Origin of the sequence: Streptomyces sp. NPDC048192 (assembly GCF_043202415.1) — a bacterium.
GTDB lineage: Bacteria > Actinomycetota > Actinomycetes > Streptomycetales > Streptomycetaceae > Streptomyces.
This window is the reverse complement of sequence record NZ_JBIDAL010000020.1, coordinates 136528-152064: the sequence shown is the minus strand read 5'-3', so window position 1 is coordinate 152064 and position 15537 is coordinate 136528. Positions and strand designations below refer to the sequence as shown.

The window sequence follows — 15537 nt, the reverse complement described above, 5'->3', positions numbered from 1 at the left end:
CTCGGAAAGAACGATCTCCACAGCAGCAGGACCTCGATGCGCCACGGAAAGAAGGTACCAACTAACCCTCGTGATTTCTGGCGCAGCACACTAGGGCTGCCGCCCTACGCCGCCCGGTTGCGCCGAGCGGGTGGATGCCCGCCGAGGGTACGGCGGCACGGCCCGGCCGTGTGGCACGGTCTGCTCCGACGGGCTACGGGGAAGGTCGGGTGCGCGGATGACCGGGGTCGGGCGGATCCTCGCGGTACTGGTACTGGCGATGCTGCCGGGCCCGGCACAACCGGCACATCCGGCCACCGCGGCGCCGGGGCCGCGGGCTGCGACTGGTGGCCCGGGGCCGGGGGTGGTCTCGCGGGCCGCGACTGGTGGCTGGGCCGGAACTGGTGGCCAGCGCGCGACTGGTGGCCGGCTCGCAACCGGTGGCCGGGCTCTGACCGGTGAGTGGGCCGTAACCGGTGGTCGGGCCCTGACCGGTGGCTGGGCCGTGACCGGTGACTGGGTCCTGACCGGTGGCCGGGTCCTGACCGGTGACCCGACCACGGCGGATAGCCGGAGCGGCGAGGGGCCGGCGGTGCGCGGGGTGGGCGGTCCCGGGGTCGGGGTGTCGCCGGACCGCTGGACCGGGAGCTGGGAGAGCGCGCCCTCGGGCACCGCCGCCGCGCTGCCCGGTGCCGCCGTGCGCAACGTGGTCCACCTCAGCGTCGGCGGCAGGGCCGTGCGCGTGCGGCTCAGCAACCGTTTCGGCAGCGCGCCGCTGCGGCTCGGCGCGGTCACCGTCGCGCTCCGGGCCGCCGGCCCCGGCGCGCTGCCCGGCACCCTGCGCGTCGCCACGTTCGGCGGCGCCCGTACGGTCACCGTCCCGCCCGGCGAGGACACGGTCACCGATCCGGTGCCGCTGTCCGTCCGGCGCGCGGCCGACCTGCTCGTCACCGTCGCGACCCCCGGCGACGACGGTCCCGCCACCTTCCACCGGACGGCCCTGCAGACCAGCTACATCGCGCCGCGGGGCGCGGGCCGGGCCGCGGACGAGGACGGCGCCGCGTACACCACGACGGTCGGCTGCTGGTACTACGTCACCGGCGTCGACGTCCTCGGCCCCGCCACCGGCAGCGTCGTCGCGTTCGGCGACTCCCTCACCGACGGCAACGGCTCCACGCCCGACACCAACCGCCGCTGGCCGGACCGGCTCGCCGACCGTCTCCGCGCGGACCGGCTCGGCGTCCTCAACGCCGGGATCTCCGGCAACCGTCTGCTCCGGGACGGCGCCGGACCGAGCGCCCTCGCCCGCCTGGACGCCGACGCGCTCGACCGCACCGGGGTGCGGGTGCTGGTCGTCCTGGAGGGCATCAACGACATCAAGGGCGTCCCGACGGCCGACGTCGTCTCCGCGTACTCCGCGGCCTACCGCACGCTGGTCGCCCGTGCCCACGCGCGGGGCGTCCGGGTCGTCGGCGTCACCCTCACGCCGTACGGGGGCTTTCCGGCCTACACGGCCGCGCGCGAGGCGGTACGGCAGCGGGTGAACGCGTTCATCCGCACCGGCGGCGTGTTCGACGCGGTCGCCGACGCCGACGCCGCCCTGCGCGACCCGGCCGAGCCGACCCGCCTCCTGCCGGCCTACGACCCCGGGGACCACCTGCACTTCAACGACACGGGCATGGCACGGCTCGCCGGCCTCGTGCTGCGCGCGCTGCCCGGGTGACGGGGTGTCCGGCGGGCGGCGACCACGCCGGCCGGCCGGGGTTCCGCACGCGCGTCCCGGGCTCAGGCGCGGGTCACCCAGCCCCGCTCGTACGCGTGCCAGCCCAGTTGGAGCCGGGTCGTCACCCCGGCCAGCTCCATCAGCCGCCGTACCCTGCGCTGCACGGTCCGCAGGCCCAGGTCGAGCTGTTTGGCCACGCTCGCGTCGGTCAGCCCGGCCAGGAGCAGCGACAGCACCTCCAGATCCGTCGCGTCGGGCTGGTCCGGCTCCTCCTCGACCACCCCGGACGCCTCCAGCCGAAGCGGCAGCGCCTCCCGCCACACCGACTCGAACAGCCCGGCCAGCAGCTCCAGCAGCCCGCTGGCGTGCACCACCAGCGCGGCCGGCTCGGCCGTGCGCGAGGTCAGCGGCACCATCGCGAGCGCACGGTCGGCGATCACCAGCTTGGTCGGCACCCGGTCCGCCACCCGCACCCGCTCGTCGCGGGCCAGCGCCGCCGACAACTCGGTGAGTCCGTGCGGCAGTTCCAGCACCGCGCGCTCCACCACCACCCGGTAGCGCACCCCGCGTCCGGCCGCCTGCTCCTCGGCCTCGTTCTCCACGCCGGACACGACCACCGGATTGCCGGTGACCAGCGCGCACACCTCCTCGGCCGCCCCCAGCTGCAGCTGCAGAAAGCGCTGGGCGACCGCCGCGGCGCCGGTCACCACCTCGACCAGGTCGTGCACCGCGGGCTCGGCCGCCGCCGCCCGGTACTCCTCCGCCAGCAGCGCCGCCGTCAGCTCCGCCTTCTCCAGCTCGTGCCGCCGCTGGGTGAGCAGCGCGCCCAGGGCGACACCGGGCGGCGCGGCCACCCAGCGGCCCGGCCGGGCCGGCGACTGGGCGGCGAGCCCCTGCCGCTCCAGCCGGCGCAGCGCCCGCTCCGCCTCCGGCTCCGACAGCGTCAGGCGCCGCGCCAGATCGGTCACGTCGGCCGCGCCCACGGACACCAGCGCCCTGTACGCCGCCTCGTGCGTCTCGTCCAGCCCTATCGCCGCCAGCATCGGCTCACGTCCCCTCCCCTGGAACGGGCCCGGCGCCGGGCCCGAGAACTCGCCACCGAGAAGCTGCCATGACGGGCCCGGGCTGGCGGAAACCGGCCACGGCGCAAACCCGCCGCGCAACATCATCGCCGCACCTGTGGTGACTCTGCCAAGGTGGCAGCATCACGGAACGCGAGCGTGCACCGGATGCACAGCCGCGTCCCAGGAAGCCAAGCCACAATCGGGCCAGTCGGCCGGGTGCCCTGATACGGCCCCGGCCGCCGTGGGCCGTGGCCCGGGCCCGGACGCGTGCGAGTCACGCGAAGGGGATCCGGGACCGGGCCACTTCGGACGCCGCCGGGCGGTCCTCCCGTGGGGGGTGGGGCCGCCCGGCGGCCCCCTTTCCCTCATCTGCCGCCCTTCGTACGGCTGTTCCGGCCCTCACCCGACGCGCCCTCCGACGGTGCCGGGTGCGCCGGATTTTCCCGATGCCCCGTTTTCAGACGGCCCCCGCGGTGGACAATCAGGAGCATGAGCCAGCAGGGGGGAAGGCCCGCCCGTCCCGAGGACGACTGGTGGGGACAGCTGTACGACGACTCCACCGCGGACACGGGGCCGGCGGCCGCGGCCGATTCCCTGGACGACCGTTTCGCCTCCGCGAAGCGCACGGTGACGGGCCGCCCGTTCACGGCACCGCCCACTCAGGCCGGCCCCGGCGACGACACCAGGGGCGACCCGGCCTCCGAGGATCCCCCGGCACCGGCACCGCCTCACCGGGAGCCCGCGCTGCCGGCGCAACGCGCGCCCGAGGCCCCGCCCGCCCCACCGCCTCCCGCCGCCTCCACCGACGTACCGCCGCCCCGCCGCCCGACCCCGCCCGAGCCACCCCGGCCGACGGCACAGCAACCCGCCGAGCCCCTTCGCCCGGCGGAACCGGAACCCCCTGCGCCACCCGCCGGACAGCCCGCACCAGAGCCGCAGGCCCCGCCCCCGCCGACCGCTTCCGCGCCGCCCGCCGAGCCGCAGGAGGCGTCCCCGGCCCCCACCACCGCCGCGCCCCCACCCCCCTCCTCCGTCGACTACGTCGGCTCGGGGCCGCCCACCTACGACCCCGAGCCCACCGCGTTGCCGGTCGCCGATCCCGACGGGCTGGGGGAGTTGGCCGCGGACACCGTGCTGGACGGGGCCCGGTACGGGGCGTGCACGGTGCGAGCGGTGTCGTTGCGGGGCGACTCGGCGCGGTTCCGGGGCGAGCCGCGGCGGGACTCGCTGCTGACCGCGCGGTTCGGGACGGGCGAGAACGCGCTGGTGCTCGTCGCGATGGCGACCGGGGTGCGCGGGGCCCCCGACGCGCATCTGGCGGCGGCCGAGGCGTGCCGGTGGATCGGGCGGGCCGTCGGCCGCAGCCATCACCGGCTCGTGGAGGACATCCGGGCGGCCCGGCGCGGCGACCTGAAGTCGGGCCTGAACCGGCTGACCGACCGCAGCCTCGGCAGACTCCGTGCGAGCGCCGCCGAACGGGGCGTCGACCCCGAGCAGTACACGGCGAGCCTGCGCTGCCTGCTGCTGCCCGCCGATCCCGGCTGCCGTACCCGCGTCTTCTTCGGCGTCGGCGCAGGCGGCCTGTTCCGGCTGCGCGACGGCGTGTGGCAGGACATCGAGCCGCAGGTCACCGCCGAGGCCGGCACCGGCGTGCCCGTGGTCGGCTTCGGCTCGCCCCCGGCACAGACACCCGAAGGCGACCGGCTCACCATGGACTTGGGCATCCCGACCCCGCCGAGCCCGTACGAGCCGGCGCCCGAGCCGCCCCGGGAGCCCTTCCGGTTCCGCGCCTCGATAGCCCGCCCGGGCGACGCCCTGCTGATGTGCACCGCGGGCCTGGCCGATCCGCTGCGCGACGAGGCCGCCCTCTGCGCCTACCTGGCCCGCCGCTGGGCCGGCCGGACCCCGCCGGGGCTCGCCGCGTTCCTCGCCGACGCCCAGGTGCGCGTGAAGGGCTACGCCGACGACCGTACGGCGGCGGCCGTGTGGGAGGCGTGACCGTGTGGCCCGTGCGCCCCCGGGGCGGCTTGCGCGCGCCGCGCCGCGCCCGGATGGAAACCCGGTGCCGGGGAGCGGATTTCAGCCAGTTTCACGGCGCGTGACGGTGTGCCGACGGCCGGTGCCGGGCGCATCTGCCTTGGCGTCCCGGGGCGTTCGAGGCGGCCCGCGCCGTGCGGAGGCCCGCGCGCCCGGCGCGGCACGGCCCTGCGGGCGCCCCCGGGTGCCGTACGGCCGTGGCCGAACCGCCGGTCATCGCGCACGGCTGATGACTGGCTGTGTGCGCGCTGGGCAAGCATCCTGCGTGAACGTGTTCGACCAGGAGGGGCAGGGTCCAGCGGCGTGCGGGCGGGGGTCATGAAGAGTCAGGCACGAGGGGGCGGTCCCGCGGTCGTCGGGGCCTCCTCGGCGGCGACGGGGGAAGAGGCCGGCACCATCAGGGCACACGCACACCGGCTGCGGCGCAGGCTGGGCCGGGCCGATCTCAGGGCGGTGCCCGAGGCCCGCCGGGAGTTGCGCGAACTGCTGCGGCACTGGGGCAAGCCGGGCCGCTCGGAGATCGCCGAACTGCTCACCAGCGAACTGGTCACCAACGCGCTCGTCCACACCGACGACGACGCGGTCCTCACCGCGGTCCTGGAGCCCGGCGGACTGCGCGTGGAGGTACGGGACTTCGTGGCCCGCAGACCCGAGCTGACCGGCCCGGGCTCGGACGACGACACCCATGGGCGGGGCATGCTGCTGGTGCAGTCCCTCGCGGACGCCTGGGGCGTACGGCCGCACGGGGTGGGCAAGTCGGTGTGGTTCGAACTGGGCGCCGAGGCGGCGTGACACGCGGCGGAAACGGGCCGGGGGCGTGACCCGTGCGGTCACGCCCCCGGCCCGTGCGGAACCGCCGGCCTAGCCGAACTGCTGCTCCAGGTCCTTCAGTTTGCGCTCCAGGGAGTCCAGGCGCGGCAGCGCCATGGTGTCGTCCTCCGCGGTGAGGTCGACGGTCACCGGCTCAGCGGACGCGCTGCGGACCGGCTGCAGGGAGGGACGGGCGCGCACGGGCAGCTGCTCCGCGGCCGATATGGCAGGCTCCGCACTCGCCGGGGCGGGGCCGCGCTCGACCGCCTGCACCTCGACCTCGACCTCCCGGCCGCCGCGGCCCACGAAACCGCGGTGGCCGCGGCTGATCGCCTTCAGCTGGGCGCGCTCGATGCGCTGCTGGTCGCGCCGGCGCTGCCGCTGCTCCTCCTTCTGCCGCTTGTCGTCGCGGACCTCCTCGACCGCCTCGTCCAGGCTGCGCACGCCCTCCAGGAGCATCAGCGACCAGGCCTTGTAGGTCTCGCGGGGGGCCCGCAGCCAGCGCACGATGCGGATCTGCGGCAGCGGACGCGGCACCAGGCCCTGCTCCCGCAGCGCGGCCCGGCGGGTCTGCTTCAGCGCGCGGTCGAACAGCACGGCCGCCGACAGCGACATACCGGAGAAGAACTGCGGCGCACCCGCGTGGCCGGCGCCCCGGGGCGCGTGCACCCAGTTGAACCAGGCCGCCGCCGCGGCGAACATCCACACGAGTATCCGGGAGCCGAGCGCCGCGTCGCCGTGGCTGGCCTCGCGCACCGCGAGCACGGAGCAGAACATCGCCGCGCCGTCCAGGCCGAACGGCACCAGGTACTGCCAGCCGTCGGTCAGCCCCAGGTTCTGTTCGCCGAAGCCGACGAGGCCGTGGAAGGACAGGGCGGCCGCGACCGCCGCACAGCAGAACAGCAGCACGTAGGAGGCCGTGCCGTAGATGGCCTCCTTGCGCCTGCGGCGCTCCTCGCTGCGCTCCCACGAGTCGTCCGCGCTCGCGTTCTCCCCGGAGGTGCGCTTGCCGCGCGCGAGCACCGCCACCGCGACCAGCATGCCCAGGAGCAGCACGGCGCCCGGAAGCAGCCAGTTCAGCGATATGTCGGTCAGTCTCATCAGAGGGTCCCTTGCATGGGGATAGGGCGTAACGCCCGCCATAGTGGCCCACTCCCGAGGGCCCTCAGGGGGTTTCGGGGCAAGAGGCCGCCAAGAAAGCGCAAGGGGATGCCCAGGACGGCGTTCTGCTCGAACTACCGCATGAGGGGCGGGAGTTGAGTTCGAATAAGACTACCCGTACGGGTGGTTCCTGGGAAAGTTCCCGCGACGGGTGAGGAAGTTGTGAATCACCTGTCGGAGGAGGTGAGGCGTGCGGGCGGCCGTACCGGCGATGATCTTAGTGGACGCCGCGCGGTGCGGAGACTTAGGCAAGGCTTGCCTCGGCTGCCTCCTCGGCGAGTTTGACCTGGCGCGTCGGCGGCCTATGGTGCTTGACGGAGAAACGACAACCCGCCGTTAATGACCCAAGTGCCGACAAGCCGCCAGGAGGGACCCGTGAAGCAGAGCGCGCAGGGCTCCGCCGGCGCGGGGACCCCGCCCGGCGAGGCCCGGGTGCCCGCGCAGGCGCGCGCGGCGGACGGCCTCGACGGCTTCCGCGAGCGGGACACCGCCGTGCCCGCGGCCCGGGGCGAGCACACGCACGGCGAGCGGCCGGTCCCCGGCGCGCGGCCCGCGGTGCAGCGCTCCTCGGTACGGGGGCAGATCCTGGACGCGCTGCGTGCGGCCCTGGTGACCGGGGAGCTGCGGCCGGGCGAGGTCTACTCGGCGCCGGTGCTCGGCGAGCGGTTCGGCGTCTCGGCGACGCCGGTGCGCGAGGCCATGCAGCAGCTCGCCCTGGAGGGCGCCGTCGAGGTCGTGCCCAACCGCGGCTTCCGGGTCGTCGAGCGCGGGGCGCGGGAGCTGGCCGAGCTGGCGGAGGTGCGCGCGCTCATCGAGGTGCCGGTGATGCTGCGGCTGGCCCGGACCGTGCCCGGGGAGCGGTGGGCCGAACTGCGTCCGCTCGCGGAGGAGACGGCACGCGCGGCGGCCTCCGGCTGCCCGGCGGCGTACGCCGAGTCCGACCGGGCGTTCCACCGCGCGCTGCTCGCCCTGTCCGGCAACGAGCAACTGGTCCGCATCGCCGCCGACCTGCACCGCCGCGCCCAGTGGCCGCCGGTCCGGCAGGGCCGGGCATACCTGGTCGCCGACGCGGCCGAGCACACCGCACTGCTGGACGCCTTGATCGCCCGTGACGTGGACATGGTACGGGCCCTGGTCACCGAGCACTTCGCAGGCGCAAGCTGAGCCGAGGCACCGCGAAGGGGGCACGGGGAACCGCCCGGGAAGCGCCGACCCGCCCGCACTCGGCGACGCGATGGCGCCCGGCGACGCGATGGCGCCCGGGGACGCTACGGCACCCTGCGACGAGACGGCACGCGGCGACGCGATGGCCCCCGGCGTCGAGACGGCACACGGGACGCGATAGCCCCCGGCGTCGAGACGGCACACGGGACGCGACGGCACCCTGCGACAACACGGCAGCCGGGCGATGAACGGGCACGCGGCGACAACGCGGCCCCCGACGACGCGACAGCCCCCGGCGTCGTGACGGCACCCGACGACGCGACGGCCCGCGGCGACGCGGCGGCACCCCGCGTCGTGACGGCACTCGGCGGCAACGCGGCCCCGGCGACGAGCGGGCACGCGGCGACGAAACGGCCCCCGGCGTCGAGACGGCACGCGGCGACGTGACGGCGCTCGGCGACGAGACGGCCCCCCGGGCGACGGGCGGGCACGCGGCGACGCGACGGTACCCCGCGACGTGACGGCGCTCGGCGACGAGACGGCCCCCGGCGACGAGCGGGCACCCCGCGACGCCACGGCACCCCGCGACGAAACGGCTTCCGTCCGGCGCTACGCCGTGGCCACCCCGGGTGCGGGCGGGGTCAGCTGGCGGGCCAGCCAGGTCGGTACCCCGCCGAGGAGGCGGAACAGCCGGCGGGCCTCCTCGCGCAGGCGGGACGCCTCCGGTTCGGACTCCGCGTCGGCCAGCGAGGCGAGCGCGGGGGCCGTGCCCACCAGGTAGCCCAGTTCCTCGCGGATCCGCAGCGATTCCGCGAACCCGTGCCGGGCCTCTGCCAACTCCCCGTCGCGCAGGGCGAGTCCGGCCAGGTGGCGCCAGGTGAAGGACAGCAGCAACGCGTCCGCGTGCGCGGCGGCGCCCGCGTGCGCCCGGCGGTACGCGGCCCGCGCCGCCTGCGGGGAGCGGGTCAGGTTCTCCGCGATCAGACCGCGGCGGAAGTCCAGCAGGGCCCGCAACGGCGCCCCCGGAGGGATCAGCGCCGCCGCCCGCCCCAGCGCGGCCCGCGCCTCGTCCGCGCGGTCCCGGACGCCGTGCAGCGTGGCGGTGTAGGCGAGTTGGCCGCGTTCGCAGGCGGCCGCCCCCCGCTCCTCGTCGGTGTGCGCGAGCGCCTCCGCCGTCCGCAGGGCGTCCTCGGCGTCCGCCCAGCCCCGCTCCGTGTACAGGCACCGTTCGACGAGCAGCGCGGCCCGCTGCAGGGCCGTGGCGGGGGTGTCCGGCGGCAGCAGGGCCGCCGCGTCGGCCCAGCAGGCCCGCGAGCGCAGCCGCCATACCGCGGTCTGGAGAGGATCGTCACCGGCGGTCGTTCCGTTACCAGACATGGCGGGATGCGCCACGTTGCCCTCCCCGAGCACGCCATCGAGCTGTTGAGTGGTGGCGGCATTCCAGCACCAATCGCGGGGCCGGGCCAAGAGGGTGGGTGAAAGATTTCACAAAGTGGCGGGGCGCGGGCGCTGCCGCATCCGGCCGCCCCGCACCCCGCTGACCTCAGCTCATGCGCAGGGCGAGGAAGAAGTCGAGCTTGTCCTCCAGGCGCGACAGGTCCCGTCCCGTCAACTGCTCGATCCTGCTCACCCGGTACCGCAGCGTGTTGACGTGCAGGTGGAGCCGGGTGGCGCAGCGGGTCCAGGAGCCGTCGCAGTCGAGGAAGGCCTCCAGGGTCGGGATCAGCTCGGCCCGGTGGCGGCGGTCGTACTCCCGCAGCGGGTCCAGCAGGCGGGCGGTGAAGGCGCGGCGGACGTCGTCCGGGACGAAGGGGAGCAGCAGGACGTGCGAGGCCAGTTCCTGGTGCCCGGCCGCGCAGACCCGGCCCGGCCGGGCGGCCGCCACCCGGCGGGCGTGCCGGGCCTCCTCCAGGGCGCCGCGCAGCGCCTCGGCGGAGTGCACGGCCGCGCTGACACCGAGGGTGAGCCGGCCGTCGTCGTTCAGGCCGGCGGACAGCGTCTCGCGCACCGACCGCAGCAGGGAATCGGCCAGCAGGCCGGTCTCCGAGCCGTCGTGCTCGGCGGCGACCGCGGGCAGCGGCACCAGGGCGATCGCCTCGTCGCCGGTGTGCGCGACGGCGATCCGGTCCGACGGCTCCGGGCCGGTCGCCAGCGGGTCGACGAGGATCTCCTCCAGCAGGGACTGGGCGACCGGGCCGCCCTCGACCTCACCGCCCTCCCACTCCACCCGGGCCACCACGACCTGCCAGTGCGGGGCCGCGCCGAGGCCGGGCAGCAGCACCGGGGCGGCCACCCTCAGGCGGGCGGCGATCTCGGCCGGCGCGGCGCCCGTCTGCACCAGCTCCAGCACCTCCTGGGCGAGCCGGCGCCGCACCGTGCGCGCCGCGTCCCGCCGGTCCCGCTCCACGGCGATCAGCTGGGTGACGCCCTGCAGCAGGTCCAGGCGCTCCTCGGGCCAGTCGCCGGCGTCCGCCTCGACGGCCAGCAGCCAGTCCGACAGCACCGTCTCGCGCACGTCACGGGCGCCCTGCGGGGAGCGGCCGGAGGAGCGGATCGGGAACAGCGAGTAGGTCGTACCGGCCAGCAGGACCCGGTGCGGGCCGCGCCGGCCGGTGCGGGTGGCCGCCAGGTGCTCGGCGGCGAGCCGCGCGCAGGTCTCCGTGGACAGCGCCGGGCCGTGCACCTTGGAGCCGGCGATCAGCCGCCCGGTCGGGGCCAGCACCCAGGCGCGCAGGTCCAGGTCGGAGCCGAGCAGGTCGAGGACCACGTCCGGGCCGCCGCCCGCCGGGCCGGACGTCATCATGCGCCGGTGCCGGTCCACCACCGCCGCGAGGTCGCCGGCGCGCTCGCCGGAGACCTGCCGTACGACGTGCTCGGTGATGGTCGCGAACGCCACGGACTCGTGCACTGCGAACAGCGGCAGCCGGTGCTTGGCGCAGGCCACGACCAGGTCGTCGGGTATGTCGCCCAGCTCCGCCTCGCCGGCCGCGAGCGCCGCCACCCCGGCCTGCACCAGGATCCGCACGAAGGGCTCGGAGTCGTCGGCGTCCCGGCGCCAGGCCAGACCGGTGAGCACCAGCTCGCCCCCGGAGAGGTAGCGGCTCGGGTCGCGCAGGTCGGTGGTCATGACGCCGCGCACCGACCGGTCCAGTTCCTCTTCGCCGCCGAGCAGCCGCAGGCCCAGCGCATCGGTGTCCAGAAGTGCGCGCAGCCGCATCTCGTCGCCGCCGTTCTTTGTCTCGAAACCTACGATGATCTTGGAGGGTGACGGGGGAGTCGCCCGGACCGGACGCACAGGGCGTCTCCGGGGTCTCCGCGCTGTTTCCTGCGGTTCTGCGGGAAATCGGAGAGGTGACCGACGACCTCCGTTCATACGAATCTACAAGATGCCCGCCGTGGCCAGCCAACTCCTTCATGTTTTCGGTGACTGACCCGGCCGGAGCGCTGGACGGTGTACTGAGTCCACTCCACGTGAACACGACGTGAACGAGCCGGGGCCGCCGCCCGCGGAATGGCTCGATCCGTACGCCCCCCCCGAGACGAAGAAGAGAGCCGGTCATGGACCTCCTGCGCCTCGCCGGCCGTCCGCGCGGCGATCCGGGACGCGACCGGGCCGGAGTCCGGCCGCACCCCGGTGCGGCCCGGCCACCGTACGGGACCGCGTAACAACCCCACAGCTCTCCGGGCGGCGCAGGGAACGTCACACACTCCGCCGCGCCGCCCGGAGGAACCCCCTTCGGTTCCGCACCGCTCGCGGGCCCCGAAGCACCACCCCTTTGTTCGTCTCGGGCCGTCCCCCGGGTCGTCCATTCCCAAATCCCGTGCCTGACACAGGTGTACGGGTGTCCCTATGAACCTTGGGAGATGGCACCATGACCCAGCAGTCAGTGGAGCCGACGACCACCGCCGAGGACGCGGGCGCGGGTTCGCGTCCCTCGGCCGGCAGGTCGTGGCTCGACCGGTACTTCCACATATCCGAAAGAGGATCCACCGTCGCGACCGAGGTCCGCGGTGGCGTCACCACCTTCATGGCGATGGCGTACATCCTTCTGCTCAACCCGGTGATCCTCAGCGGCGCGGACAGGTCCGGCGACTCCCTGAGTCAGAAGGCGCTCATCACGGCGACCGCGCTCGGCGCGGCGGCCACCACTCTCCTCATGGGCTGGGTCGGCAAGGTGCCGCTCGCCATGGCCGCCGGACTCTCCGTCTCCGGTGTGCTGGCCGGTCTGGTCATGGGGACCAAGACCCTGACCTGGGCCCAGGGCCTGGGCATGTGCGTCGCGTACGGCGTCGTGATCATGCTTCTGGTGGTCACCGGCCTGCGTGAGATGATCATGAACGCGATCCCGCTGCCGCTCAAGCACGGCATCACGATGGGCATCGGCCTGTTCATCGCGTTCATCGGCCTGGTCAAGGCCGGGTTCGTGCACGCCGGCACGGCGACCCCCGTGACGCTGGGCGACAAGGGCGAACTCGTCGGCTGGCCCGTGCTGCTCTTCGCCGTCACGCTGCTGCTCATCTTCGCGCTGCAGACCCGGAACGTCCCGGGCGCCATCCTCATCGGCATCGTCACCGGCACCCTGCTCGCGATCGTCGTCAACGCGTTCGGGCTCGTGGACGACAAGTCCTGGGCGAACGGCGAGAGCCCCGCGTTGCACGGCGGCGCCGTGTCCATGCCGGACTTCTCGCTCATCGGCAAGGTGTCCTTCAGCGGCCTGGGCGACGTCGGCTACATGACGGTCACCATGATCGTCTTCACCCTCGTGCTCGCCGGCTTCTTCGACGCGATGGCCACCATCATCGGCATCGGCACCGAGGCCAACCTCGCCGACGAGCGCGGCCGCATGCCGGGGCTGTCCAAGGCGCTGTTCATCGACGGCGCCGGCGGTGTCGTCGGCGGTGTCGTGGGCGGCTCCGGCCAGTCCGTGTTCGTCGAGTCCGCGACCGGCGTCGGCGAGGGCGCCCGCACCGGACTGGCCTCGGTGGTCACCGGCGGCTTCTTCGCCCTGTGCCTCTTCTTCACGCCGATCACGGCGATCGTGCCGCGCGAGGTGGCCTCGGCCGCCCTGGTCACCATCGGCGCGATGATGATGATGAACGCCCGTCACGTGGACTGGGCGGACCGCTCCGTCGCGATCCCGGTCTTCCTCACCGTCGTGATCATGCCGTTCACCTACTCGATCACCCCCGGCGTCGCCGCCGGCGTGATCTCCTACGTCGTCATCAAGCTCGCGCAGGGCAAGTGGCGGGAGATCGGGGCCTTCATGTGGGGCCTGACGGTGCTCTTCGTCGTCTACTTCGCGCTGCACCCGATCCGGGAACTGCTGGGCGTGCACTAGCCACCTCGCCGGCAGGACGATGACGGGCCGGCGGTCCTCCGCCGGCCCGTCGTACTTCCCGGTGCCCCTTCCGGCCCCGTCTCCGCCCGCGCCGCCCGGGACCGGTCACGCCCGCCTGAGCAGCCGGTTCGCGGCCCGTCCGAAGACGTACCGCGCCGGGGCCCGCAGCGCGTCGTCGGCGGCGCGGGGCAGGAAGCGCACGCGGACCTCCTCGCGCCACAGCACCCGGCTGCGGCCCCCGGGACCCGGCAGGACCTCGATCTCCGCCCAGCCCCGCAGCACCCGGCCGCGCTTCTCCAGGCGGCACCGCCCGCCCTCGCCGCCGGCCGGCGGGCGCCACACCGTCACCTCCATCACGTCGTCGACGGCCAGCGGGCCCACACCGCTCCGGGCCACGAAGCGCGTCCCCACACCCGTGGGCCCGGGGGTGAGCACCCTGATCCGGGTCAGCGGGACCGCGTCGGCGTGGCGGGGCCACTCGGTGAGCCGGCGCCACGCCTCGTCGAGGGGGAGCGGGGCCGTACGGGAGAGGGAGAAGATCGGCACGGCACGATCGTAGGCAATGCGGGCCGTCGCGCCGGACGCCCGGCGTGCGCCGCACCCGGCGCGCGGCGGCGTCAGGGGCGGTACACCTTGCCCGGTTCCGCCTTTCCGGGCGCCAGCAGCTGAGGCACCGTCACGAAGACGTAGCCGCGCGCCTTCAGCGCGTCGATGATGCCGGGCACGGCGGGCACGGTCCCCCGGTAGATGTCGTGCAGCAGGATGATCCCGTCGCGCGAGGCCTGGTCCAGGACCCGCTTGGTGATGAGCGCCGAGTCCTCGGTGGTGTAGTCCTTGGCGGTCACGCTCCACAGCACCTCCGCCAGGCCCTCCTCCTTGGCGATCTCGTGCACATCGGAGTCGGTACGGCCCTGCGGCGGACGCATCAGCGTGGGCCTGCGCCCGGTGAGCCGCTCGATCGCGTCGTCGGGGCGCTTGAGCTCCTCGCGTATCTGCGCGTCCGGTATCCGCGTGAGGATCTTGTGGTCCCAGGTGTGGCTGGCCACCTCGTGTCCCTCGGCAGCCATCCGCCTGACCAGCTGCGGGTACTTCTCGATGTGATTCTTGCCGAGCAGGAAGAAGGTGGCCGGGACCTTCTTCCGCTTGAGGATGTCGAGCAGCCGTGCGGAGTTCTCGCTGGGGCCCGCGTCGAAGGTGAGCGCGATGCACTTGGCCTCGCGGCAGTCGACGGTCCCGAACCTCGCCGGGGCGCCGTGTGCCGCCGCGGCCCGCGCGGCGCTCGGCGCGGTCGTGTCCACCCGGGCACAGCCGGACAGCGTGATCGCCAGTCCCAGCGCGGCCGATGCGAGCGCGGCAGGACGCAACCTGCGGGCCCTTTCGCGCATCTTCCCGGGCGTGCGCGGCGGCATCGGCATCTTGTCGGTCGATTGAGACATGCGGTGACTATACACTCGGTTTATAGTTCGAGCGTTCGAATATGGCGCATGCTCCGCGTGCCTCGCCGGCCCCACCGGTAGCACCATGGAGGGAGAGGCACCGCGAAGGAGGACGGCCATGCGCTTCCGGGACCGTGCCGAAGCCGGGCGGGAACTCGCCGGACTGCTGAGCGACCTGCGCGCACAGGGCGCCCTCGCCGACCCCCTCGTCCTCGCCCTGCCACGGGGCGGCATCGCCGTCGCCGAGCCGGTCGCCCGCGCCCTCGACGCGCCGCTCGACGTCCTCGTCGTCCGCAAGATCGGCGCCCCGCACCACCGGGAGTTCGCCGTCGGCGCGCTCGTCGGCGACGACCCGCCCCTCTACAACGCCGGCACCCTGGAACGGCTCGGACTGACCGAGGAGTCCATGGCCCCGGTGGTCGAACGCGAACGGCAGGAGCTGCGCCGCCGCGAGGAGCGCTACCGCGGCGGCCGCCCGGCGCCCGACCCGGCCGGCCGTGCCGTGATCGTCGTCGACGACGGCCTGGCCACCGGCGCCACCGCCCGCGCGGCGCTGCGCCACGTACGGCGCCGGAGTCCCGCACAGCTCCTCCTCGCCGTGCCCGTCGGCGCCCCGGACTCCGTGCGGCGGCTCGCCGGAGAGGCCGACAGGGTCCTGTGCCCGCACCAGCCGGCCGAGTTCAGCGCGGTGGGCCAGTGGTACGAGGACTTCGAGCAGCTCTCGGACACGGAAGTGCTGGCGGCGCTGGGGCGTTGACGTGCGCGGGCCGTGCCGCATCCCGCGGCGCCGGTGTCCCTCGGCGGACTTCGGTCCCGTTCCTGCG

The 15537-nt window shown here is 74.7% G+C and carries 12 protein-coding genes; 6 read left to right on the top strand and 6 right to left on the bottom strand.

The features are described from left to right. Positions 1-571: 571 nt before the first annotated feature. On the top strand, positions 572-1702 hold the full coding sequence (locus tag ACGFZN_RS34325; protein WP_393862376.1) for an SGNH/GDSL hydrolase family protein: 1131 nt from the start codon (positions 572-574) through the stop codon (positions 1700-1702). A gap of 62 nt (positions 1703-1764) precedes the next feature. On the opposite strand, the gene ACGFZN_RS34320 is transcribed toward ACGFZN_RS34325, so the two are convergent. Then, positions 1765-2745: a helix-turn-helix domain-containing protein gene (locus ACGFZN_RS34320; protein ID WP_393862370.1), complete on the bottom strand. Its 981-nt coding sequence runs from the start codon at positions 2743-2745 to the stop codon at positions 1765-1767. A 510-nt stretch (positions 2746-3255) separates the two neighbouring features. On the opposite strand from ACGFZN_RS34320, the gene ACGFZN_RS34315 reads away from it, so the two are divergent. Beyond that, positions 3256-4764 carry a protein phosphatase 2C domain-containing protein gene (locus ACGFZN_RS34315; RefSeq protein WP_393862369.1) on the top strand — a complete coding sequence of 503 codons (1509 nt, stop codon included), beginning with the start codon at positions 3256-3258 and terminating at the stop codon, positions 4762-4764. 357 nt (positions 4765-5121) lie between these two features. Beyond that, the gene (locus ACGFZN_RS34310) at positions 5122-5595 is read left to right on the top strand and encodes an ATP-binding protein (RefSeq protein WP_393862368.1); all 474 of its coding nucleotides are present in this window, start codon (positions 5122-5124) and stop codon (positions 5593-5595) included. Positions 5596-5664: 69 nt separating this feature from the next. Here ACGFZN_RS34310 and ACGFZN_RS34305 read toward each other — a convergent pair whose 3' ends face one another. Continuing rightward, the gene (locus tag ACGFZN_RS34305; RefSeq protein WP_393862367.1) at positions 5665-6714 is read right to left on the bottom strand and encodes a DUF2637 domain-containing protein; all 1050 of its coding nucleotides are present in this window, start codon (positions 6712-6714) and stop codon (positions 5665-5667) included. A gap of 435 nt (positions 6715-7149) precedes the next feature. Between ACGFZN_RS34305 and ACGFZN_RS34300 the strand changes: the two genes are divergently transcribed. After that, positions 7150-7938: a GntR family transcriptional regulator gene (locus ACGFZN_RS34300; RefSeq protein ID WP_393862366.1), complete on the top strand. Its 789-nt coding sequence runs from the start codon at positions 7150-7152 to the stop codon at positions 7936-7938. A 609-nt stretch (positions 7939-8547) separates the two neighbouring features. Here the strand turns inward: ACGFZN_RS34300 and ACGFZN_RS34295 are convergent. Next, complete coding sequence (locus ACGFZN_RS34295; protein WP_393862365.1) at positions 8548-9315, bottom strand: hypothetical protein; 768 nt, start codon at positions 9313-9315, stop codon at positions 8548-8550. A gap of 166 nt (positions 9316-9481) precedes the next feature. Further along, positions 9482-11155: a PucR family transcriptional regulator gene (locus tag ACGFZN_RS34290; RefSeq protein WP_393862364.1), complete on the bottom strand. Its 1674-nt coding sequence runs from the start codon at positions 11153-11155 to the stop codon at positions 9482-9484. A gap of 655 nt (positions 11156-11810) precedes the next feature. Here ACGFZN_RS34290 and ACGFZN_RS34285 point away from each other — a divergent pair. Continuing rightward, positions 11811-13277, top strand: coding sequence for an NCS2 family permease (locus tag ACGFZN_RS34285; protein ID WP_393862363.1), 1467 nt, complete (start codon positions 11811-11813; stop codon positions 13275-13277). Positions 13278-13382: 105 nt separating this feature from the next. Here the strand turns inward: ACGFZN_RS34285 and ACGFZN_RS34280 are convergent, their stop codons facing one another. Then, positions 13383-13823, bottom strand: a complete 441-nt coding sequence (locus ACGFZN_RS34280) for an SRPBCC family protein (protein WP_393862362.1) — start codon at positions 13821-13823, stop codon at positions 13383-13385. Positions 13824-13894: 71 nt separating this feature from the next. After that, positions 13895-14662, bottom strand: coding sequence for a polysaccharide deacetylase family protein (locus ACGFZN_RS34275; protein ID WP_393862375.1), 768 nt, complete (start codon positions 14660-14662; stop codon positions 13895-13897). A gap of 169 nt (positions 14663-14831) precedes the next feature. Between ACGFZN_RS34275 and ACGFZN_RS34270 the strand changes: the two genes are divergently transcribed. After that, positions 14832-15470, top strand: a complete 639-nt coding sequence (locus ACGFZN_RS34270; RefSeq protein ID WP_393862361.1) for a phosphoribosyltransferase — start codon at positions 14832-14834, stop codon at positions 15468-15470. The last annotated feature ends 67 nt before the right edge of the window (positions 15471-15537 follow it).

What these genes read in the sequence shown, in the direction of transcription:
- ACGFZN_RS34275 (WP_393862375.1), bottom strand. Translation starts at nt 14,662, where the DNA reads ATGCGCGAAAGGGCCCGCAGGTTGCGTCCTGCCGCGCTCGCATCGGCC.
- ACGFZN_RS34305 (WP_393862367.1), bottom strand. Translation starts at nt 6,714, where the DNA reads ATGAGACTGACCGACATATCGCTGAACTGGCTGCTTCCGGGCGCCGTG.
- ACGFZN_RS34290 (WP_393862364.1), bottom strand. Translation starts at nt 11,155, where the DNA reads ATGCGGCTGCGCGCACTTCTGGACACCGATGCGCTGGGCCTGCGGCTG.
- ACGFZN_RS34315 (WP_393862369.1), top strand. Translation starts at nt 3,256, where the DNA reads ATGAGCCAGCAGGGGGGAAGGCCCGCCCGTCCCGAGGACGACTGGTGG.
- ACGFZN_RS34285 (WP_393862363.1), top strand. Translation starts at nt 11,811, where the DNA reads ATGACCCAGCAGTCAGTGGAGCCGACGACCACCGCCGAGGACGCGGGC.
- ACGFZN_RS34320 (WP_393862370.1), bottom strand. Translation starts at nt 2,745, where the DNA reads ATGCTGGCGGCGATAGGGCTGGACGAGACGCACGAGGCGGCGTACAGG.
- ACGFZN_RS34295 (WP_393862365.1), bottom strand. Translation starts at nt 9,315, where the DNA reads ATGTCTGGTAACGGAACGACCGCCGGTGACGATCCTCTCCAGACCGCG.
- ACGFZN_RS34310 (WP_393862368.1), top strand. Translation starts at nt 5,122, where the DNA reads ATGAAGAGTCAGGCACGAGGGGGCGGTCCCGCGGTCGTCGGGGCCTCC.
- ACGFZN_RS34270 (WP_393862361.1), top strand. Translation starts at nt 14,832, where the DNA reads ATGCGCTTCCGGGACCGTGCCGAAGCCGGGCGGGAACTCGCCGGACTG.